We start from the raw sequence: 16,836 nt of genomic DNA on the forward strand, positions 1-16,836 counted from the left end.
GTGTACACGCCCGAGGACCTGCAGCAGGTCCAGGACGAGTTCAACGGCCGCCCCCGGCAGACGCTACGCTGGCGCACGCCAACCGAAGCGTTCACCGAGCTTGTCGCATCGGCCGCCTGAAACCGCCCAGATCGAACGCGTGTGACATTCGGCCACAACAGGTGGACCGTGGGGTCAGAAGTCCCAGTCCTCGTCCTCGGTGACGACGGCCTTGCCGATCACGTACGAGCTGCCCGAGCCGGAGAAGAAGTCGTGGTTCTCGTCGGCATTCGGGGACAGCGCGGACAGGATCGCCGGGTTCACGTCGGTCTCGTCCTTGGGGAACAGCGCCTCGTAGCCGAGGTTCATCAGGGCCTTGTTGGCGTTGTACCGCAGGAACTTCTTGACGTCCTCGGTGAGCCCGGCCTCGTCGTAGAGGTCCGCGGTGTACTGGGTTTCGTTGTCGTACAGCTCGAACAGCAGATCGAAGACCCAGTCCTTGAGCTCGTCGCGCTCGGCCTGGGTGACCTGCTCGAGGCCGCGCTGGTACTTGTAGCCGATGTAGTAGCCGTGCACGGCCTCGTCGCGGATGATCAGCCGGATCATGTCCGCGGTGTTGGTCAGCTTCGCCCGCGACGACCAGTACATCGGCAGGTAGAAGCCCGAGTAGAACAGGAACGACTCGAGCAGCGTCGAGGCAGCCTTGCGCTTGAGCGGGCTGTCGCCCTGGTAGTAGTCGAGGACGATCTGCGCCTTGCGCTGCAGGTTGTCGTTCTCCTCCGACCAGCGGAACGCGTCGTCGATCTGGCGGGTGGAGCACAGCGTCGAGAAGATGCTCGAGTACGACTTGGCGTGCACCGACTCCATGAACGCGATGTTGGTGAGCACCGCCTCCTCGTGCGGGGTCACCGCGTCCGGGATCAGCGACACCGCGCCGACGGTGCCCTGGATCGTGTCGAGCAGGGTCAGACCGGTGAACACGCGCATGGTCAGTTCCTGCTCGTACTCGGTGAGCGTGCCCCACGACGGGATGTCGTTGGACACCGGGACCTTCTCCGGCAACCAGAAGTTGCCGGTGAGGCGGTCCCACACCTCCGAGTCCTTCTCGTCCGGAACGCGGTTCCAGTTGATCGCCGAGACGCGGTCGATCAGTTTGACGTGGGCGCCGTCGGCCGGCGAGTGCGCGCGGGGTGCGGAGGTCATCTGTCTTTCCCTACCTGAGTTTCGATGTGTACCGGCAAGATTCGTCACAGCATGCAGGAGACGCAGCCCTCGACCTCGGTGCCCTCGAGCGCCATCTGCCGCAGCCGGATGTAGTACAGCGTCTTGATTCCCTTGCGCCAGGCGTAGATCTGCGCCTTGTTCACGTCGCGGGTGGTGACGGTGTCCTTGAAGAACAACGTCAGCGACAGGCCCTGGTCGACGTGCTGGGTGGCCGCCGCGTACGTGTCGATGATCTTCTCGTACCCGATCTCGTACGCGTCCTGGAAGTACTCCAGGTTGTCGTTGGTCAGGTAGGGAGCGGGGTAGTAGACGCGGCCGATCTTGCCCTCCTTGCGGATCTCGATCTTCGACGCCACCGGGTGGATGGAACTGGTGGAGTTGTTGATGTACGAGATCGACCCGGTCGGCGGCACGGCCTGCAGGTTCTGGTTGTAGATGCCGTGCTCCTGGACCGACGCCTTCAGCGCACGCCAGTCGTCCTGCGTGGGAATCGCCACGTCGGCGTCGGCGAAGAGCTGCCGCACGCGGGCGGTGGCCGGCTCCCACACCTGGTCGGTGTACTTGTCGAAGAACTCGCCCGAGGCATACTTCGACTCGGGGAAGCCCTTGAAGTACGTGCCCCGCTCGATGGCGAGCCGGTTCGACGCGCGCAGCGCGTGGAACAGCACGGTGTAGAAGTAGATGTTCGTGAAGTCGACGCCCTCTTCGGAGCCGTAGAAGATGCGCTCACGGGCGAGGTAGCCGTGCAGGTTCATCTGTCCGAGGCCGATCGCGTGGGAGTCGTTGTTGCCCTGCTCGATCGACGGCACCGAGTAGATGTGGGTCTGGTCCGACACGGCGGTCAGCGCCCGGATCGCCACCTCGATGGTGTGCGCGAAGTCCGGCGAGTCCATCGCCTTGGCGATGTTCAGCGAGCCGAGATTGCACGAGATGTCCTTGCCCACATGGCTGTAGGACAGGTCCTCGTTGAACGTCGACGGCGTGGAGACCTGCAGGATCTCCGAGCACAGGTTCGAGTGGGTGATCTTGCCCTGAATGGGATTGGCCCGGTTGACGGTGTCCTCGAACATGATGTACGGGTAGCCGGACTCGAACTGCAGTTCCGCAACCGTCTGGAAGAACTCGCGCGCCTTGATCTTCGACTTGCGGATGCGCTTGTCGTCGACCATCTCGTAGTACTTCTCGGTGACGTCGATGTCGGCGAACGGCACACCGTAGATGCGCTCGACGTCGTACGGCGAGAACAGGTACATGTCCTCGTTGCGCTTCGCCAGCTCGAACGTGATGTCGGGGATGACGATGCCCAGCGAGAGGGTCTTGATGCGGATCTTCTCGTCCGCGTTCTCGCGCTTGGTGTCGAGGAAGCGGTAGATGTCGGGGTGGTGGGCGTGCAGATACACCGCGCCGGCGCCCTGGCGGGCCCCGAGCTGGTTGGCGTAGGAGAAGGAGTCCTCGAGCAGCTTCATGATCGGGATGACGCCGGAGGACTGGTTCTCGATCTGCTTGATCGGCGCCCCGTGCTCTCGGATGTTGCTCAGCAGCAACGCAACCCCGCCTCCGCGCTTGGACAGCTGCAGTGCCGAGTTGATCGAGCGGCCGATGGACTCCATGTTGTCCTCGATGCGCAGCAGGAAGCAGGAGACGGGCTCGCCGCGCTGCTTCTTGCCGGAGTTGAGGAACGTCGGGGTCGCGGGCTGGAACCGGCCGGAGATGATCTCGTCGACGAGGTGGGTCGCGAGCTGCTCGTCGCCGGCGGCCAGGGTCAGGGCGACCATGCAGACGCGGTCCTCGAACCGCTCCAGGTAGCGCTTGCCGTCGAACGTCTTGAGCGTGTACGAGGTGTAGTACTTGAACGCACCCAGGAACGTCGGGAAGCGGAACTTCTTCGAGTAGGCGTGCTCGAAGAGCTGCTTGACGAACGGGCGGGAGTACTGCTCGAGCACCTCGGGCTCGTAGTAGTTCTCCTCCACGAGGTAGTCGAGCTTCTCCTCGAGGTTGTGGAAGAACACCGTGTTCTGGTTGACGTGCTGCAGGAAGTACTGGCGCGCGGCGGCGACGTCCTTGTCGAACTGGATCTCGCCGTTGGGCCCGTAGAGGTTCAACATCGCGTTGAGCGCGTGGTAGTCGAGTCCCTTGAGGGATTCGTCGATCTTGGCGCTCGCTGCCGGCGCGGCATCGGTGACGGTCACGGTGCTTGCTCCCACTGTGAGTAGACGGGTTCGCCGCGCACCCGTATCCCCGACGGTGACGCAGCGTTGATGGAGTGGACGAGTGTGGGTGAGGTCGCGGTTACGCCGACTGCAACGCCTGCGCCCAGAACTGTGCCAGGCCCTCGCGGACGCGCTCGACGTCCTCGGCGGTACCCATCAGTTCGAACCGGTAGAGGTACGGGACCTTGCACTTCTGGGAGACCACATCCCCGGCGTAACAATAGGATTCGCCGAAGTTGGTGTTGCCGGCGGCGATGACCCCGCGAATCAGCGCACGGTTGCGCGGATTGTTGAGGAACCGGATGACCTGCTTGGGCACGAAGTTCGTGTCCCGGCCGGTCGCGGTGGTGCCGCCGCCGTAGGTCGGCAGGATCAGCACGTACGGCTCGTGCACCTCGAAGGTGCCGTCACGGTCGTGCAGCGGAATCCGGGTGGCCGGCAACCCCAGTCGCCGGACGAATCGGTGCGTGTTCTCCGATGTGCTCGAGAAGTACACCAACGAGGTCATGGATGTCTCACATCACTTCGCTCGGGTCCGGCGACCGGCCGCAGGGGCGGTGGGTCGGCGCGCGACGGGTCAGGCGGCGACGGCGAGGGCCTTGATCCGGTCCGGGCGGAAGCCGGACCAGTGCTCGTCACCGGCGACCACCACGGGGGCCTGCAGGTAACCGAGGGCCATCACGAAGTCCCGCGCTTCCGGGTTCTCCGAGATGTCGACGACGGCGTACTCGATACCGGCCTTGTCGAGGGCACGGTAGGTGGCATTGCACTGAACGCAGGCAGGCTTGGTGTAGACGGTGATGTTCATGGTTTCCCCTTTTCGACAACCTGACGACTGACTGCACAGCAGTGCCTCGAGGCCCGTCGTACCAGCACGATCCCGCTTCCCCGAGGGACCGGAAACGATCAAGCCTTCCAGCGCTCTAGACACTACACCTAGTGGCCGACAGATTCATAGAACGCGAGATGTTGTGAGTTACAGCCGTGATATTCCCAGGTCGTTATTCACCGCGCGGGGCTGTCGGGCAGGTACGGGAGCACGTCCTCGAGGTGCACCGGAAGCCGGCGCACCCGCGCCCCGGTGGCGTGCCGGAGGGCATTGACGACCGCCGCGGCGCTGCCGACGATGCCGATCTCCCCGACCCCGCGCGACCCCATCGGTGTGGCGTGCAGGTCGTCCTCGTCGAGCCAGGTCGCGTCCACGTCGCCGACGTCGGCATTGGTGGGGATGTGGTACTCCGCAAGGTCGTGGTTGACCACGTGGCCGGTGCGGGGATCGCGGATGCTCTCCTCGTGCAGGGCCATGGAGATGCCGAAGCACATCCCGCCGATCAGCTGCGAACGGGCGGTGCGGGGGTTGACCACCCGGCCCACGGAGAACACGCCGAGCATCCTCGGCACCCGGATCTCGCCCGTGTCGACATCCACCCGCACCTCGGCGAAATGCGCGCCGAACGACTGGATGCGGTAGTGCTCGAGCGCGGGATTCTCCTCGGCCGTCGCCGATGCCTCGGCACCCGGCTCCGGTCGATCCCCGTGCCGCTTGCGGAACGCGTGGGCCGCGGCGACGATCGCGGTGCCCCACGACGAGGTACCGGAGGATCCGCCGGCGACGGTGGCGTTCGGCAGGGCCGAGTCACCGATCTCGAGATGGATGTCCTCGGGCCGGCAGCCGAGCGCGTCGGCCGCGACGAGGGTGAGCGTGGTCCATGCTCCGGTCCCGATGTCCGCGGCGCCGGTGCGGACGGTGAAGCGCCCGTCGCCGTCGTGCCGGACCGCGACCTCGGTGCCGGGGTTGACCAGGTGCGGGTAGCTCGCCGCGGCCACTCCGGTCCCCACGAGCCACCGGCCGTCGCGGCGGGTGCCGGGCGTGCGGTCGGCGGCGTCCCAGCCGAAACTGCGACTCCCCTCCCGCAGGCACTCCACCAGCCGGCGCGAGGACCAGGGCCGGCCGGACTCGGGATCGGCGGGCGGGTCGTTGCGGACCCGCAGTTCGATCGGGTCCATGCCGCACGCCACCGCCAGCTCGTCCATCGCGACCTCGCCGGCGAACATCCCGGGGGCCTCCCCCGGCGCACGCATCCAGTAGGGCGCGGGCACGTCGAGCGCGACGATGCGGTGCGAGGTGCGCCGATACGGCGAGGCGTACATCCCCCGTGACGACACCGCCGTCTGCTCCGCGTACTCGCGCACGTGCGAGGACTGCGAGAAGGCCTCGTGCACCATGGCTTCGAGACGCCCTTCCCGGCTCGCGACGAGGCGGACGTGCGAGACGGTGGGCGGCCGGTAGCCGACGTACCCGAACATGTCCTGCCGGGACACGGCGAACTTGACCGCCCGACCGGGCAGCAGGCGCGCCGCCATCGCCGCCACGACGTCGTGCGCGTGCGGCGCCCCCTTGGACCCGAAACCACCCCCGACGTAGGGACTGATCACCCGCATCTGCTGGGGGCGCAGACCGAGCACGGGAGCCAGCGTGGAGACGACGCCGTGGGCGCTCTGCGTGGAGTCGTACAACGTCAACGACTCGCCGGACCACTCGGCCACGACCGTGTGCGGTTCGAGGGGGTTGTTGTGCTCCTCCGGGGTGGAATACCAGCCGTCGACCACGACGCCGTCGCGCTCCGCGGCCTCGGCCGCTGCGGCATCGCCCTGTTCCGTGTCGGTCGGATATCCGCCGTTGGCCTGTTCCGGGGCATAGCTGCGCGGGTGGTCGTGCCGGAACGCGACGTCGTGCGGCGCGGACTCGTACTCCACCCGGACCAGTTCGCTTGCGTGTCGCGCGATCTCGGGCGTCTCGGCGACTACGGCGGCGACGATCTGCCCCCGGAAGGCGACGTCCGGGCTCTGCAGGACCGCGTACTCGGCCTCCGAGGTGTCCGCCAGGCGGGGGGCATTCCACGGGGTGAGAACGACGAGCACGCCGGGCAGGGCCTCCGCCTCCGCGGTCTCGATGCGGGTCACCGTTCCCCGCGCCACGGTTGCCGTGACCGGGACGAGGTAGGCCGGGTCGTCGACCGGATGCTCGTACGCGTAGGGCGCGGTTCCGGCCACCTTCTGCGGGCCGTCCACCCGCGGCGTCGACGTGCCGATCGGGCGCTGGGCCGAGTTGGTCATGCGACTGCCTCCGAGGTGAGTTCACGCAGTACCGAGACGAGGGTGCGGCGCAACAGCGGCACCTTGAACTCGTTGCCGTCGAGGGGCCGGGCATCGGCGAGTTCCGCGTCGGCGGCCGCAGCGAAGACGCCGTCACCGGGGGCGCTCCCCAGCAGGATGTGCTCGGCGCGATGGGCGCGCCACGGCCGGTGCGCGACGCCGCCGAGGGCGATGCGGCATCCGGTGACGACGCCGTCGGCGACCGTCAGGTCCGCCGCCACCGAGACGAGCGCGAACGCGTACGACGCCCGGTCGCGCACCTTGCGGTACGTCGAGACGGCGCCTTCGGGCGCCGGGATCTCGACGTCCAGGATCAGCTCGTCGCGCTCGAGCACCGTGTCGTACTCGGGGCTTTCGCCGGGAAGCCGGTAGAGCTGCTCGACGGGGATGCACCGCTCCCCCTGCGATCCGAGCACCGTCACCTGGGCGTCGAGCGCGAGCAGCGCCACCGCCATATCCGACGGGTGGGTGGCGACGCACTGTTCGGAGGCGCCGAGGATGGCGTGGTAGCGGGTGTAGCCACCGATCGCGGTGCAGCCGCTGCCCGGGGTGCGCTTGTTGCACGGGGTCGACGGGTCCCGGAAGTACACGCAGCGGGTGCGCTGAAGCAGATTGCCGGCGGTGGTGGCCATGTTGCGCAGCTGCGGGGAGGCGCCGGCCAGCAGGGCCCGGGCCAGGACCGGGTACCGGCGACGGACGATCGGGTGGGCGGCCAGGTCGCTGTTGCGCACGTTGGCGCCGACGCGCAGCCCGCCTTCGGCGGTCTCCTCCACGACGTCGAGCGACAGGCGGGAGACGTCGACGAGGACGTCGGGCGCGGTGACGCCGAGCTTGAGGTGGTCCACCAGGTTCGTGCCGCCGGCGAGGAAGGCGGCACCCGGGTGGCCGGCGACCGCGGCGACCGCGGCGGCGGGATCGGCGGGCGTCTCGTAGCGGAACGTCTTCACGAGCAGTGCCCCTCCCCGCGCGCGACGTGGCGGAGCGCTTCGACGATGTTGGGGTAGGCCGCGCAGCGGCACAGGTTTCCGCTCATGCGTTCGCGGATCTCGTCGTCGGTCAGTTCCGGGTCCTGTGTGAGGTCCGCGGTGACGTGGCTCGGGGAACCCTTGGCGGCCTCGTCGAACATCCCGACGGCGGAGCAGATCTGGCCCGGTGTGCAGTAGCCGCACTGGAAGGCGTCGCATTCGACGAACGCCTGGGGCAGGTGCGAGGGACCGTCGTCCGCGATGCCGGCGGCGGTGACGACGTCGGCGCCGTCGTGGGCGACCGCGAGCGACAGGCAACTCACGATGCGCCGGGAGTCGAGCAGGACCGTGCACGCGCCGCACTGGCCGTGGTCGCAGCCCTTCTTCGGGGAGTAGATCCCGAGCCGGTCGCGCAGGGCATCGAGGAGCGTGGTGCGCACGTCGACGATGCAGCGGCGCTCACGGCCGTCGACGCGCAGGGTGATCGTGTGCTCGTGTTCGCCGGGACTGTCGCTCTCGTGCGCCATGGGCTCCTCCGTCGCGGTGGGGACTGGCGAGGTATTCCCCGCAGCATGCCCCGGCAATCACGGCTGCGGGCGCGAATGGGGTACGGACGGTGACGGCCCCGGACCTGGCGTGGTCCGGGGCCGTTCGGTGTGCAGCCGGCTCAGGCGTCGACGAGTTCCCGGCGGGCGTCGGCGAGCTGGGCGAGCAGCGCGGAGATCTGCTCGGCGACCTCGGCGTTCTCCTTGGGGTGGGCGTCGCCGAACTTGTCGATGGTGCCGCCGATGGACAGCTGCAGGCCCGTCCGGCTGCCGGCGATGCCGAGCGCCTTGACGGTCTCCTCGAGCGCCCACTTCGCGCCGTTGCCGCTGGGCGAGGCGCTGATGACGGCGACGGGCTTGCCGGCCAGGGCGCCGGCGCCGTACGGGCGGGAGAGCCAGTCGATGGCGTTCTTGAGCACGGCGGGGATGGTGCCGTTGTACTCGGGGGTGACGAGCAGGAGGGCGTCGGCCTCGCTCGCCGCGACGCGCAGCGCCCCGGCGGCGACGGGCGCGCCGGTCTCGCCGTCGAGGTCCTCGTTGTAGAAGGGCACCTCGCCGAGGCCTTCGTACACGGAGACCTCGACGCCCTGCGGCGCGACGGCGGCCGCGGTCTCGGCGAGGCGGCGGTTGACGGAGGCGGAGCGCAGGCTGCCGACGAGAGCGAGAACGCGGGTCTGGGACATGGGGGTGTTTCCTTCGGTTCGGGTGTCCGGGTCTGACTCCACTCTAAACGGACCGCGGTCCACTTCCATTCCCGGGCGGTACTGTGACGTGGTGAACATTCCGCTGCTGCCGCTGGTCGGGGACGAGGGCGCCGAACGGTGCGACGCGGCCCGCAACCGGCGCCGGCTCCTCGAGGCGGCCTCGCTCCTCGTCGCCGAACGCGGCGTCGACGCGGTCACGATGGACGCCGTCGCCGCGCGCGCCGGGGTCGGCAAGGGCACCGTCTTCCGCCGCTTCGGCTCCCGTGCGGGACTCATGCGCGCCCTGCTCGACCATTCCGAACAGGCCCTGCAGCAGCAGTTCCTCACCGGTCCCCCGCCGCTCGGACCCGGCGCCGATCCCGTCGACCGGCTCGTCGCGTTCGGTCGTGCCCGCATCCGTCTCGTGGAGGTGCAGGGCGAGGTGCTCCGCGCCGCGGAGAGTTCCGCCGAGGCCCGGTTCAATGCCCCGGCACGGGCCGTCAGCCTGACCCACATCGAGGTCCTGCTTCGCACTGCGGGTGTCGACGGCGACCTCCCGCTGCTGGCCCAGGCCCTGTTCGCCCCGCTCGAGGCCACCCTGGTCCTGCATCAGTGGCGCGATCTGGGGTTCTCGCTCGACCGGCTCGCCGACGGGTGGGCGGACCTGGCCCGCCGCGTCGTCACGGCGCCGCCCGCCGCCGGGCGGGCGGTACCGTGACCGGCATGCGGCGGACTCTCGGGCTCTCGATTCTCCTCGCGCTGGCCGCGACGACGGCCGCCTGCGCGGGCGACGGCGCCGCCGCCCCGCCCCAGGACCCGGCCGTGCTCGTGGGGCGGGCGTTCGTCTCCACCGCCGTGTCGGGCCCGCAGATTCCCGGCGGCGGCCCACTGGTCGTGGAGTTCCCCGATGCGGGCCGGATCGCCGCCACCGCCGGCTGCAACCGTTCGTTCGGGTCGGTGGAACTCGGCGACGGCGTGCTGCGCGCCGATCGGCTCGGCAGCACTCTCATGTCGTGCCCGCCGCCGCTCGACCGCGCCGACACCTGGCTGTCCGATCTGCTGGCGTCGGAACCGCGCTGGCGTCTCGACGGCGACGTACTCACCCTCGACGGCGGCGAAGTGTCCGTCTCACTGCTCGACCGCACGGTCGCCGACCCCGACCGTCCCGTCGTGGACACGCACTGGGTGCTCACCGAACTCGTCACGGCCGACGCGGTGTCGACCTCCCGCGCCCTCGAGGACGCCGCGCCCACCCTGACCGTCGCCGGCGACGGCACGGTCTCGGGCAGCACCGGCTGCAACCGGTTCACCGGTACCGCCACCGTCGGAGACACCGTGGTCACGTTCGGGCCGCTGGCCACCACCCGCGCGGCGTGCCCCGACCCGGAGCTCGCGCGGATCGAGTCGGCCGTCCTGGGAGTGCTGTCCGGCGAGGTGCGGTACACGGTCGAGGGTGCGGCGATGCGGCTGACCGCCGCCGACGGTGTCACCGGTCTCGGATACACCGCCCGCTGACGAGCCGGCTTCGGCTCAGTACCGCTCGACCAGCCACTGCGCGAGTGCGCGGGCACTGGCATCGACCTTGGCCGGCCAGTCCAGGGCGGTCTCGTCGGCGTGGTCGCTCACGTGCTTGACGAGCCGGCACTGCGCGCCCATGCGGGATGCGGCGAGCGCGACCGCGAAGCCCTCCATGTCGACGAGGTCGGCGCGGGCGGCGAGCGCGTCACGCACCTGCGCGTCCGAGACGAAGGAATCGCCCGTGGCGAGCACCGTCCCGTCCCCGTCGTCGAGTTCGAGCACGTCCTCGACCGGGTAGCCGAGGCTGCGCAGCACCTCGCTGCTGATGTCGTGATTGATCACCGCCGAGGGGACGTAGAGGCCGCCGTGGTGCAGGTGTAGCGCCCCGGCGGTCCCGATGTTGACCACCACCGGCGGGGTCCCGCGCCGGTGCCGCGCCAGCGCCTCGGTCACCGCGACGGCCGCGTGCACCTTGCCGATGCCGGTGATCACCGTCTCGTAGTGCGCCGGCACGTGCGCTGCCTCGGACTTCGTGGCGGCGACGACGAGGATCTCGGTCAACTCTTCTCTCCCAGCGCGAGGGTCGCGAGCGCCGCCCGGTGCAGCGCCCGCCCGTACCCCGCACCGTAGCCCGCCGCGTGCACCGCCAGCGGATGCAGCTGGTGCATCGGCACGCGCTCGCGCCATCCGGCTCGCAGCGGGCACGTGGCGTCGTAGGCCGCGACGATCTCGTCGAGCCGGGGGCAGCCGAACAGCGCCAGCATCGCCAGGTCCGTCTCGCGATGACCGCCGTGCGCCGCCGGGTCGATCAGCACCACCCCCGCGGCGGTCCACAGCACGTTGCCGTTCCACAGGTCGCCGTGCAGGCGGGCGGGGGGTGCACCGTCGTCGAACTCCCCGGCGGCGACGCGCGCGCAGGCCCGCTCGACGTCGGGCAGCTGCGCGGCGGTGACGCTGCCGGCGTCCACCGCGATCCGCAGGAACGGCTCGACCCGTTCCACCACGTAGAACTCGCCCCAGCTCGCGTGGACCGTGCTACTCATCGGCCGCTTGCCGATGAACAGCTGGCCGTCGAATCCGTCCGGTGCGCAACCGAATCCGGCGGCGCCCGCGGCGTGCATACGCGCCAGGCGAGCGCCGAACTCCCGAGCCGCCGCGGCGGTGGGGGCCGCCTCGGTCAACCGCTCGAGGTCGATGTGGTCCACCCCGACGTCGCGGACACCGGCAACGGGCATGCCGGCGTCCGCGAGCCAGGCCAGCCCGGCGGCCTCGGCGCGGAAGAAGTCGGGGTGAGCCCCGGCCCGGTGCTTGCGGAAGACGTCGCTGCTCATCGCCACGAGTGTGCCCGCGGCGCGCCGCGCATGTCACCCGAGCAGACCGTCGGGCGTCCCGCTAGGGTTCGGAATATGGCGAACCTTCGCGAGCAGATCATCGAGGAACTCGGCGTCCGGCCGACGATCGACCCCCGGGCGGAGGTCCGGTCCCGCGTGCAGTTCCTGAAGGACTACGTCGTGTCGACCCCCGCCAAGGGGTTCGTTCTCGGCATCAGCGGCGGTCAGGACAGCACCCTCGCCGGCCGGCTCGCCCAGCTCGCGGCGGAGGAACTGCGGGCCGAGGGCCGCGAGGCCGAGTTCGTCGCGGTGCGGCTGCCCTACGGCGAGCAGGCCGACGAGCACGACGCGCAGGTCGCGCTGGAGTTCATCGGTCCCGACCGCTCGTTGCGGATCAACGTCAAGCCCGGTGCCGACGCCTCGGCCGCCGAGGTCGGGCAGGCCATGCACGAGATCTACGGCAACGGATCGCAGCTGAGCGACTTCGTGCGGGGCAACATCAAGGCCCGCGAGCGGATGATCCTGCAGTACGCGATCGCCGGCGAGCTCGGCTACCTGGTGGTCGGGACGGACCACGCCGCCGAGGCGGTGACCGGGTTCTTCACCAAGCACGGCGACGGCGGGGTGGACCTGACCCCGCTCGCCGGCCTGACGAAGCGGCAGGGCGCAGCGCTGCTGCGCGAACTCGGGGCTCCCGACAGCACCTGGCAGAAGGTGCCGACCGCGGATCTCGAGGAGGACCGGCCGGCCCTTCCGGACGAGGTGGCCCTGGGTATGACCTATGCGGAGATCGACGACTACCTCGAGGGCAAGGACGTCACCCCGGAGCTGGCCGAGAAGCTCGAGCGGACGTTCCTGAACACCCGGCACAAGCGGACGGTGCCGGTGTCGCCGTTCGACACCTGGTGGCGCTGACAGCCACCCCGCCCGGCGGCCGGGCCGATCCGCCCCGCCCGGCGGGCCGGGCCTGATCCGCTCAGCCCGGCGGCCGGGCCTGATCCCGTCAGCCGCCGGCGAACGGCGGGAGGACGTCGACCGTAGGTCCGGCGGCGCGTCCGAGGTCGCGGGTGAGTTCGGAGTCGATGAGGAACGCGGCCACCGACAACACCCGCGCCATCTCGGCGCCGTGACGGTCGATCAGGGCGGTCTTGAGGGTGCCCAGATCCACCGACGGCGCCAGCGCCACCGTCTCCTTCTCCACTCCGGCCGCGTCCGCCGCCGCCGCGAAATACCGCACCTCGATGCCCGTCACGGTCTCACCCACCGATAGCTCCCATGCTGCGCTGCGGCGGGGTGAAGTCCGCCGCGTCGATGCCGTGTCCGGCCCACTTGTTCCACATTGCACCACGCCACAGCGCGGCGAGCTCGTCGTCGTTCGCGCCGCCGCGCAGCGCCGCCCGCAGGTCGGTCTCCCGGTCGCTGAACAGGCACGAGCGCACGGTGCCCTCCGACGTCAGGCGGGTGCGGTCGCAGTCCGAGCAGAACGACCGGGTCACCGACGCGATGATGCCGACCGTCGCGGGCCCGCCGTCGACCGCCCAGCGTTCGGCCGGCGCCGACGGGTCCTCGCGGCCGACCTCGGTGAGGGCGAAGCGGGCGGAGAGCACGTCGAGCAGCCGCTGCGCGGGCACCATGTTCGCCCGGGCCCACTCGTGGTCGGCGTCGAGCGGCATCTGCTCGATGAACCGCAGCTGCACGCCCTCGTCGAGGCACCAGGCCAGCAGGGCCGCGGCCCCGTCGAGGGTCTGCGGCATGAGCACCGCGTTGACCTTCACCGGCGCGAACCCGGCCGCCTTGGCCGCGCGGATCCCGTCGAGCACCGAATCCAGCCGATCGCGCCGGGTCAGCCGGGCGAACCGCGCGCGGTCGACCGAGTCCAGGGAGATGTTGACCCGGGTCAGGCCCGCCTCCGCCAGCGCCCGGGCACGATGGGCGAGTCCCACCGCGTTGGTCGTCACCGCCAGCGGGATGCCGGGGACGGCGCGCGCACACCCGGCGACGATCTGCTCGAGGTCCCGCCGCATGAGCGGCTCCCCGCCGGTGAAGCGCACCTCCCGGACCCCGAGCCGGTGCACCGCGACGGCCACGAGCCGCACGATCTCGTCGGCGCTGAGCAGCCGCTCGCGCGGGATCGCCGGCAGCCCCTCCTCGGGCATGCAGTACGTGCAGCGCAGCGAGCACTTCTCGGTGATCGACACCCGCAGGTCGCGCGCGACACGCCCGAACCGGTCCAGCAGTTCGGGAGTGTCGGGCCGGTCGGAGACGTCGTCGACAGCGGCAGGGCGCACCGCCGGGATCCCCACGTGCACCGCGGTCATCGGGCCTCCGTCCTCATGACCCTCAGTATGCCGTCGCGGGCCCCGTCGTGCGGGAGGAGCAGAAACCACGACCCGGACGAGGACGCACGGCGCCGCGAGCGATGTGCCTAGGATTGGCCCATGGCGGGCGGCAGGCGGTCGGTGGAGGAGCATGCGCGACACGTGGCGACGTTGCTCTCCCCGTTGCTGATCCGCGGTACCGAACCGGTGCCGCTGCTCGAAGCGCTCGGCCGGGTGCTGGCCGAGGACGTCGTCGCTCCGATCGACCTCCCCACCTTCCGCAATTCGCAGATGGACGGCTACGCGGTCGACACGGCCTCGCTCACCGCGGCGCCCGCGACCCTGCCCGTGCGTGCCGTCCTCGCGGCCGGCGACGGGGTCGTCGCGCACGTGCCCGGGACCGCCACCAAGATCATGACCGGCGCGCCACTGCCCACCGGTGCCGACGCCGTCGTTCCCGTCGAGGACACCGTGCCGGTCGAGGACACCGTGCCGGTCGAGGACACCGTGCCGGTCGAGGACACCGTGCCGGTCGAGGACACCGCGGCCGAGGGGCGGGGACTCCGGGTCACGGTGTGCAGGCTGCCCGAACCGGGGGCATACGTGCGCGAGCGCGGCAGCGACATCCACCGCGGTCGCACGCTGCTGCCCGCGGGCACCGTCGTCGCGGCCCGGCACGTCGCGGCGCTCGCCGCCGTCGGCCTGACCCACGTGTCCGTCCGGACTCGGCCGCGCGTGGCGGTGATCTCGACCGGCAGCGAACTGGTGCCCGGAGGAAGCGTTCTCGCCCCGGGCAAGATCCACGACTCGAACGGGCCGGCCCTGGCCGCCAGCGCGGCCGCCAACGGGGCGCTGGTGGTCTCGGTGGATCGCAGCGGCGACGATGCGGAGGTGTTCGCGGCGAAACTCGCTCGCGCCGCCGCCGTCGCCGAGGTGGTGTTCACCTCGGGCGGGGTGTCGAAGGGCGACTTCGAGGTCGTCAAGGACGTGCTCGGCCCGCGAGGGGCCGAATTCGTGTCGGTGGCGATGCAGCCGGGCGGTCCGCAGGGCACGGCACTGGTGGATTCCGTGCCGGTGCTGACCTTCCCCGGCAATCCGGTCAGCGCGCTGGTCTCGTTCGAGGTGTTCGCCCGGCCGGTACTGCGAGCCGCCGCGGGGCTGCCCGCCGTCGAGCCCGAGACCCGGCCTCTGTCAACAGGTCTCAGCTCCGTGCCGGGCAAGCGCCAGTTCCTGCGCGCTCGCCGCGACGGCGGCGCCGTGGTGGCGATCCCCGGCGCCGGGTCCCACCTGATCGCCGCGATGGCCACCGCGGACGTACTGCTCGACATCCCTGCCGACACCTCGGACCTCGAACCCGGAGAACTCGTGAAGGTACTACCGCTATGACCGAACCGCACGACCTCACCCCGCCCGACGGCGGGGCCCTGAGTCACCTCGACGACCGGGGCCGCGCCCGCATGGTCGACGTGTCCGGCAAGGCCGACACCGCCCGCGTCGCGGTCGCCGCCGGCGAACTCGTCACCACCGCGGAGGTGGTGTCGCTGGTGCGGGCCGACGACATGCCCAAGGCGGACGTGCTCGCCACCGCGCGGATCGCCGGGATCGCGGCGGCCAAGCGCACGTGGGAGCTGATTCCGCTGTGCCACCAGTTGGCGCTGTCGTCGGTGAAGGTCACCTTCGGGTTCACCGACACCGCGATCACGATCGAGGCGACGGCAAAGACGAAGGGCCCCACAGGCGTCGAGATGGAGGCCCTCACCGCCGTCGCGGTGGCCGGGCTGACGTTGCACGACATGGTCAAGGCCGTCGACCCCGCCGCGGTGCTGAACGGAGTGCGGTTGGTCTCGAAGGAGGGCGGCAAGCGCGGGCACTGGCAGCGCGACGAGGCGGAGACCGCCGCACCGGCGGAGGACGAGACCGTCACGCCGGACGAGGACGACATCCTGGAGCAGGCCGGCGTGCCGGCGACGGTGCTCGTCGCGTCCACGGGTGTGGCTGCCGGTACGCGGGAGGACAGGACGGGCCCGCTGATCGCGGACTTTCTCGAGGCGCGCGGCTTCACGGTGCGGGGTCCTCTGGTGTATGCCGACGCGGACATCGCGTGGGGCCTCGAGGACGCGCTCGCCGGCGACCCGGCCCTGGTGATCTCCACCGGCGGGACCGGCGCCTCCCCCACGGACGCGACCCCGGAGGCGACGCTGGCGCTGCTGGACCGCGAGCTGCCGGGGGTCGCCGAGGCCATCCGCCTGCGCGGCCTGCAGGCCACCCCGCACGCCTCGCTGTCACGCGGCGTGGCCGGGCTGGTGGGCCGCACGGTGGTGGTCAATCTGCCCGGCTCACCGGGTGGCGTGAAGGACGGGCTGGCGGTGCTCGAGCCGATTCTCGGCCACCTGCTGGCCCAGGTCGCCGGAGGAGGCGCGCATGAATGAGCTGCTGGCACGGATCTCGGCCGAGCCGCTCGACCCGGCGTCGGTGGACGCCGCGGTCGCCGGCCCCCAGCACGGGGCGGTGGTGCTGTTCAGCGGGGTGGTGCGCAACCACGACGGCGGGCGCGCGGTGAGCGCGCTCGAGTACCGGGCGCACCCCGAGGCGGAGCGATTCCTGCGTCGCTGTTGCGAACAGGTGGCGGCGGAGTCGGGACTGCCGGTCGCCGCGGTCCACAGAGTGGGCGATCTCACCATCGGCGATCTCGCGCTGGTGGCGGCGGTGGCGGCACCGCACCGGGCCGAAGCCTTCGCTGTGTGCGCCGAACTGGTCGAACGCATCAAACGCGAGGTCCCCATCTGGAAGCGGCAGCGATTCGAGGACGGTCTGTCCGAGTGGGTCGGCCTCGACGCGTGCGCCGACGAGCATCCCGGCGTGGGGTAGGCTGCGGTAGTTCGGGCATCACGACGATGCTCACCGTCG

18 protein-coding genes and 1 pseudogene are annotated in these 16,836 nt (G+C 70.6%); 7 read left to right on the forward strand and 12 right to left on the reverse strand.

The genetic code is table 11. The features are described 5' to 3' along the window. A pseudogene (locus G6039_RS31360) lies at nucleotides 1-120 on the forward strand (IS30 family transposase); the annotation flags it as partial. Between the two features lie 54 nt (nucleotides 121-174). Here the strand turns inward: G6039_RS31360 and nrdF are convergent. The 8 genes from nrdF to G6039_RS01730 form a co-directional block, all read right to left on the reverse strand. Further along, on the reverse strand, nucleotides 175-1,182 hold the full coding sequence (gene nrdF, locus G6039_RS01695; protein WP_043798885.1) for a class 1b ribonucleoside-diphosphate reductase subunit beta: 1,008 nt from the start codon (nucleotides 1,180-1,182) through the stop codon (nucleotides 175-177). Between the two features lie 44 nt (nucleotides 1,183-1,226). After that, on the reverse strand, nucleotides 1,227-3,308 hold the full coding sequence (gene nrdE / locus G6039_RS01700) for a class 1b ribonucleoside-diphosphate reductase subunit alpha (protein ID WP_206530652.1): 2,082 nt from the start codon (nucleotides 3,306-3,308) through the stop codon (nucleotides 1,227-1,229). Between the two features lie 184 nt (nucleotides 3,309-3,492). Then, nucleotides 3,493-3,921, reverse strand: coding sequence for a class Ib ribonucleoside-diphosphate reductase assembly flavoprotein NrdI (nrdI, locus tag G6039_RS01705; protein ID WP_006940545.1), 429 nt, complete (start codon nucleotides 3,919-3,921; stop codon nucleotides 3,493-3,495). A gap of 69 nt (nucleotides 3,922-3,990) precedes the next feature. Beyond that, nucleotides 3,991-4,221: a redoxin NrdH gene (locus G6039_RS01710; RefSeq protein WP_006940556.1), complete on the reverse strand. Its 231-nt coding sequence runs from the start codon at nucleotides 4,219-4,221 to the stop codon at nucleotides 3,991-3,993. 197 nt (nucleotides 4,222-4,418) lie between these two features. Beyond that, a complete protein-coding gene (locus G6039_RS01715; RefSeq protein WP_043798883.1) occupies nucleotides 4,419-6,530 on the reverse strand; it encodes a xanthine dehydrogenase family protein molybdopterin-binding subunit in 2,112 nt (703 codons plus the stop codon). Beyond that, on the reverse strand, nucleotides 6,527-7,516 hold the full coding sequence (locus G6039_RS01720) for an FAD binding domain-containing protein (RefSeq protein ID WP_043798882.1): 990 nt from the start codon (nucleotides 7,514-7,516) through the stop codon (nucleotides 6,527-6,529). Before G6039_RS01720 ends, G6039_RS01715 begins: the two co-directional genes overlap by 4 nt. Next, a complete protein-coding gene (locus G6039_RS01725; RefSeq protein ID WP_043798879.1) occupies nucleotides 7,513-8,061 on the reverse strand; it encodes a 2Fe-2S iron-sulfur cluster-binding protein in 549 nt (182 codons plus the stop codon). Before G6039_RS01725 ends, G6039_RS01720 begins: the two co-directional genes overlap by 4 nt. A gap of 140 nt (nucleotides 8,062-8,201) precedes the next feature. Continuing rightward, entirely contained in the window at nucleotides 8,202-8,762 is a 561-nt protein-coding gene (locus G6039_RS01730; protein ID WP_006940564.1) for an NAD(P)H-dependent oxidoreductase, read from the reverse strand. 88 nt (nucleotides 8,763-8,850) lie between these two features. On the opposite strand from G6039_RS01730, the gene G6039_RS01735 reads away from it, so the two are divergent. Further along, nucleotides 8,851-9,480: a TetR/AcrR family transcriptional regulator gene (locus tag G6039_RS01735; RefSeq protein WP_043798878.1), complete on the forward strand. Its 630-nt coding sequence runs from the start codon at nucleotides 8,851-8,853 to the stop codon at nucleotides 9,478-9,480. 5 nt (nucleotides 9,481-9,485) lie between these two features. Further along, nucleotides 9,486-10,277 (forward strand): META domain-containing protein, encoded by a 792-nt coding sequence (locus G6039_RS01740; protein WP_029544491.1) that lies wholly within the window; start codon nucleotides 9,486-9,488, stop codon nucleotides 10,275-10,277. A 15-nt stretch (nucleotides 10,278-10,292) separates the two neighbouring features. Here the strand turns inward: G6039_RS01740 and G6039_RS01745 are convergent, their stop codons facing one another. Together G6039_RS01745 and G6039_RS01750 are read right to left on the reverse strand one after the other, a co-directional pair. After that, complete coding sequence (locus G6039_RS01745) at nucleotides 10,293-10,841, reverse strand: nucleosidase (RefSeq protein ID WP_006940567.1); 549 nt, start codon at nucleotides 10,839-10,841, stop codon at nucleotides 10,293-10,295. Beyond that, complete coding sequence (locus tag G6039_RS01750) at nucleotides 10,838-11,611, reverse strand: fructosamine kinase family protein (RefSeq protein WP_043798877.1); 774 nt, start codon at nucleotides 11,609-11,611, stop codon at nucleotides 10,838-10,840. The genes G6039_RS01745 and G6039_RS01750 overlap by 4 nt, the downstream gene beginning before the upstream one ends. A gap of 75 nt (nucleotides 11,612-11,686) precedes the next feature. Here G6039_RS01750 and nadE point away from each other — a divergent pair, with 75 nt between their 5' ends. Then, the gene (nadE, locus tag G6039_RS01755) at nucleotides 11,687-12,526 is read left to right on the forward strand and encodes an ammonia-dependent NAD(+) synthetase (RefSeq protein WP_006940569.1); all 840 of its coding nucleotides are present in this window, start codon (nucleotides 11,687-11,689) and stop codon (nucleotides 12,524-12,526) included. A gap of 88 nt (nucleotides 12,527-12,614) precedes the next feature. On the opposite strand, the gene G6039_RS01760 is transcribed toward nadE, so the two are convergent. Together G6039_RS01760 and moaA are read right to left on the reverse strand one after the other, a co-directional pair. Next, a complete protein-coding gene (locus G6039_RS01760; RefSeq protein WP_006940570.1) occupies nucleotides 12,615-12,875 on the reverse strand; it encodes a MoaD/ThiS family protein in 261 nt (86 codons plus the stop codon). After that, the gene (gene moaA, locus G6039_RS01765; RefSeq protein ID WP_043798875.1) at nucleotides 12,868-13,929 is read right to left on the reverse strand and encodes a GTP 3',8-cyclase MoaA; all 1,062 of its coding nucleotides are present in this window, start codon (nucleotides 13,927-13,929) and stop codon (nucleotides 12,868-12,870) included. Before moaA ends, G6039_RS01760 begins: the two co-directional genes overlap by 8 nt. 120 nt (nucleotides 13,930-14,049) lie before the next feature. On the opposite strand from moaA, the gene G6039_RS01770 reads away from it, so the two are divergent. From G6039_RS01770 to G6039_RS01780, 3 genes are read left to right on the forward strand one after another with little or no spacing between them, the layout of a single operon-like run. After that, the gene (locus tag G6039_RS01770) at nucleotides 14,050-15,315 is read left to right on the forward strand and encodes a molybdopterin molybdotransferase MoeA (protein WP_043798870.1); all 1,266 of its coding nucleotides are present in this window, start codon (nucleotides 14,050-14,052) and stop codon (nucleotides 15,313-15,315) included. After that, nucleotides 15,312-16,358, forward strand: coding sequence for a bifunctional molybdenum cofactor biosynthesis protein MoaC/MoaB (gene moaCB, locus G6039_RS01775; RefSeq protein ID WP_006940573.1), 1,047 nt, complete (start codon nucleotides 15,312-15,314; stop codon nucleotides 16,356-16,358). Before G6039_RS01770 ends, moaCB begins: the two co-directional genes overlap by 4 nt. Beyond that, nucleotides 16,351-16,797 (forward strand): molybdenum cofactor biosynthesis protein MoaE, encoded by a 447-nt coding sequence (locus tag G6039_RS01780; RefSeq protein ID WP_043798868.1) that lies wholly within the window; start codon nucleotides 16,351-16,353, stop codon nucleotides 16,795-16,797. The genes moaCB and G6039_RS01780 overlap by 8 nt, the downstream gene beginning before the upstream one ends. Nucleotides 16,798-16,836: the final 39 nt, after the last annotated feature.

It is taken from the genome of Rhodococcus aetherivorans, assembly GCF_011058165.1.
Classification (GTDB): Bacteria; Actinomycetota; Actinomycetes; order Mycobacteriales; family Mycobacteriaceae; genus Rhodococcus; species Rhodococcus aetherivorans.